We start from the raw sequence: 4131 nt of genomic DNA, 5'->3' as shown, positions 1-4131 counted from the left end.
CAGCTGGAGAACGTCGAGCCGCGTGATCGTGGCCTGGTGCAGGAGCTGGCCTTCGGCGCCGCCCGCTGGCAACCGCGCCTGTCCACCCTCGCCGCGCGCCTGCTGCAGAAGCCGTTCAAGGCCGGCGACCGTGACGTCGAGGCGCTGTTGCTGGTCGGCCTGTACCAGCTGCTCTACACCCGCATTCCCCCCCACGCAGCCATCGGCGAAACCGTCGGCTGCGCGGACAAGCTGAAGAAGCCCTGGGCCAAGGGGCTGCTCAACGCCGTGCTGCGCCGCGCCCAGCGCGAAAGCGAAATCCTGCTGGCCGAAGTCGACAAGGACCCGGCTGCGCGCCTCGCGCACCCGCGCTGGTTGCAGAAGGCACTGAAGAAGTCCTGGCCGGAGCAGTTCGAAGCCATCTGCGCCGCCAACAACGCACACCCGCCGATGACCCTGCGGGTGAACCGTCGCCACGGCAGCCGCGAGGCCTATCTGGAGGAGCTCAACCGCGTCGGCTTCGAAGCGGTCGCCTGCGAGTTCAGCCGCGATGGCATCAACCTCGTGCAGCCTTGCGATGTGCGCGAGCTGCCGGGCTTTGCCGAAGGCCGCGTCAGCGTGCAGGACGAGGCTGCGCAACTGGCCGCCGACCTGCTGGAACTGGCGCCCAACCAGCGCGTGCTGGACGCCTGCTGCGCCCCCGGCGGCAAGACCTGCCACCTGCTGGAAGCCGAGCCCCAGCTGGCCGGCGTGGTTGCCGTGGACCTCGAAGAAAGCCGCCTGGTGCGCGTACGAGAAAACCTGGCGCGCCTGCAACTCTCGGCCGAGCTGTTCGCCGCCGACGCCCGCGACACCGCCAGATGGTGGGACGGCAAGGCGTTCCAGCGCATCCTGCTGGACGCGCCGTGCTCCGCCACGGGCGTGATCCGCCGCCACCCGGACATCAAGCTGACCCGCACCGCCGAGGACATCGAGGCGCTGGCGCAGCTGCAGGGCGAACTGCTCGACGCGCTGTGGGCGACCCTCGAAGTCGGCGGCGTGATGGTCTACGCGACCTGCTCGGTGATGCCGCAGGAGAACAGCGAGCAGATCGCCGCGTTCCTCGGTCGCACCCCTGGCGCCCGCGAGCTGGACCTGTCCGGCCCCTGGGGCATCAAGCAACCGCACGGGCGCCAGTTGCTGCCGCAGCCCGGCGGGCATGACGGCTTCTACTATGCCAAGCTGATCAAGATTTCCGCGCGCTGAGGCGCGCCGGACCCCGCATCCCGAAACGGAAAAGCACGCCGCTCCATGAAAATCATCATCCTCGGCGCCGGCCAGGTCGGCGGCACTCTGGCCGAGCACCTCGCCAGCGAAGCCAACGACATCACCGTCGTCGACACCGACGGCGAACGCCTGCGCGATCTCAACGACCGCCTGGACATCCGCACCGTCCACGGCAAGGCCTCGTTCCCCACGGTGCTGCGCCAGGCCGGCGCCGACGACGCCGACATGCTGGTGGCGGTGACCAACAGCGACGAGGTGAACATGGTGGCGTGCCAGGTCGCGTACACCCTGTTCAACACCCCGACGCGCATCGCCCGCGTGCGCGAGGCGGCTTACCTGACCCGCGCCGGGCTGTTCGACAACGAGGCGATTCCGGTCGATGTGCTGATCAGCCCCGAGCAGGTGGTGACCAACTACATCAAGCGCCTGGTGGAATACCCTGGCGCCCTGCAGGTGATCGACTTCGCCGAGGGCAAGGCTCAGCTGGTCGGCATCCGCGCCTACTATGGCGGCCCGCTGGTGGGCCAGGAGCTGCGCCAGCTGCGCGAGCACATGCCCAACGCCGATACCCGCGTGGCAGCGATCTACCGGCGCAACCGGCCGATCATTCCTCAGGGCGACACGGTGATCGAGGCCGACGACGAGGTGTTCTTCATCGCTGCCAAGGCCCACATCCGCGCCGTGATGGGCGAGATGCGCCGGCTCGAGGACAGTTACAAGCGGATCATCATCGCCGGCGGCGGCAACATCGGCGAGCGCCTGGCCGAGGCCATCGAGAGCCGCTACCAGGTGAAGATCATCGAGATGAACCCGGCGCGCTGCCGGCACCTCTCCGACAGCCTGGACAGCTCCATCGTGCTGCAGGGCAGCGCCTCGGACCGCGACCTGCTGCTGGAGGAGAACATCGGCGACACCGACCTGTTCCTCGCCCTGACCAACGACGACGAGGCCAACATCATGTCGTCGCTGCTGGCCAAGCGCCTGGGCGCGCGCAAGGTGATGACGCTGATCAACAACCCCGCCTACGTGGACCTGGTGCAGGGCGGCGAGATCGACATCGCCATCAGCCCGCAGCTGGCCACCATCGGCACCCTGCTGACCCACGTGCGCCGCGGCGACATCGAGAGCGTGCACTCGCTGCGCCGCGGCGCCGCCGAGGCGATCGAGGTGGTCGCCCACGGCGACGCCAAGTCGAGCAAGGTGATCGGTCGCAGGATCAACGAAGTGCAGCTGCCGCCGGGCACCACCATCGGCGCGGTGATCCGCGACGACGACGTGCTGATCGCCCATGGCGAGACGAAGATCGAATCCGGCGACCACGTGATCCTCTTCGTGGTGGACAAGAAGCGCATCCGCGACGTCGAGCGGCTGTTCCAGGCCGGCCTGACCTTCTTCTGATGCATCCCGGGCCGCCGAATGGCGGCCCGCCAGATCAATCCGAGGCGGTTTCAGACAGGTCCTACTGCGCCATTCGGCTTCCCTTGTCACCCTGCGCGGCCTGTTCCAGCCTGTCTGCCTCCGGTCATGCGCTACTCCTCCATCGGTCGAATCCTCGGCGTGCTGCTGATGCTGTTCAGCGCCACGCACCTCCCGCCGCTGCTCGTCGACCTGCATTACGCCGAGCACGCCTGGCAGCCCTTCGCCTCGTCGTTCCTGGTCACCCTGCTGACCGGCTTCGCCCTCTGGTGGCCGTGCCGCCAGCACAAGCAGGACCTGCGCATCCGCGACGGCTACCTAGTGACGGCGCTGTTCTGGATCGTGCTGGGCTCCTTCGGCGCCTTGCCCTTCGCCCTGTCGGACGCGCCGCACATGGGTGTGGTGGACTCGCTGTTCGAATCCTTCTCCGGCCTCTCCACCACGGGCGCCACGGTGCTCACCGGGCTCGATGCGCTGCCCCACGCGATCCTCTACTACCGCCAGCAGCTGCAGTGGCTGGGCGGCATGGGCATCGTCGTGCTGGCGGTGGCGGTGATGCCGATGCTGGGCATCGGCGGCATGCAGCTGTACCGCGCGGAAATGCCCGGTCCGCTGAAGGAGCACAAGCTCTCGCCGCGCATCGCCGATACGGCCAAGACCCTGTGGTTCCTCTACTGCGGCCTGACGCTCGCCTGCGCGCTGGCCTACTGGGCGGCCGGCATGAACCTGTTCGACGCGGTCGGCCACAGCTTCTCGACCATCGCCATCGGCGGTTTCTCCACCCATGACGCCAGCATCGGCTACTTCGACAGCCCGCTGATCGAGCTGATCTGCATGGCCTTCCTGGTGATCTCCGGGATCAATTTCAGCCTGCACTTCCTCGCCTGGCGCCAGCGCAGCCTGCGGCATTACCTGCGGGACACCGAGTGCCGTGCCTATCTGGGCATCCTGCTGGTGCTGTTCCTGATCACCTCGGCGACGCTGGTCGCCCACCATCACTACGACTCGCCATTGCAGTCGATGCGCTACGCCGCGTTCATGGTGATCTCGGTGGCGACCACCACCGGCTTCGGCCTGGCCGACTTCAGCAGCTGGCCAACCCTGTTGCCCTACCTGCTGCTCTACAGCACCTTCATCGGCGCCTGTGCCGGTTCCACCGGCGGTGGCATGAAGGTGATGCGCGTACTGCTGGTGTACCGCCAAGGCATGCGCGAGTTCCTGCGCCTGCTGCACCCCAACGGCGTATTCCTGGTGAAGCTCGGGCGACGTACCGTGCCCGATCGCGTGGTGGAATCGGTGTGGGCGTTCTTCTCGATCTACCTGCTGACCTTCGTCAGCCTGATGCTGGTACTGCTCGCGCTGGGCGTCGACCAGCTCACGGCGTTCTCCACGCTGGCCTCGTGCCTGAACAACCTGGGCCCCGCGCTGGGCGACGCTGCGGCGCACTACGGCAACCTGCCGGGCAGCGCC

At 67.8% G+C, this 4131-nt stretch carries 3 protein-coding genes; all 3 read left to right on the top strand.

From position 1 onward, the window contains the following. On the top strand, nt 1-1224 hold a 1224-nt coding region (gene rsmB, locus ACCC94_RS28175), incomplete at its 5' end, for a 16S rRNA (cytosine(967)-C(5))-methyltransferase RsmB (protein WP_413352889.1). A gap of 45 nt (nt 1225-1269) precedes the next feature. Further along, on the top strand, nt 1270-2643 hold the full coding sequence (gene trkA, locus ACCC94_RS28170; RefSeq protein WP_413352887.1) for a Trk system potassium transporter TrkA: 1374 nt from the start codon (nt 1270-1272) through the stop codon (nt 2641-2643). 126 nt (nt 2644-2769) lie between these two features. Further along, nucleotides 2770-4131, top strand: a 1362-nt coding sequence (locus tag ACCC94_RS28165; protein WP_413352886.1) for a TrkH family potassium uptake protein, incomplete at its 3' end; no start/stop codon positions are given.

The organism is Pseudomonas sp. Pseusp97, assembly GCF_047304025.1.
GTDB lineage: Bacteria > Pseudomonadota > Gammaproteobacteria > Pseudomonadales > Pseudomonadaceae > Pseudomonas.
Note: the sequence above shows the minus strand (reverse complement) of the source record. Positions and strands in the feature narration are given on the sequence as shown.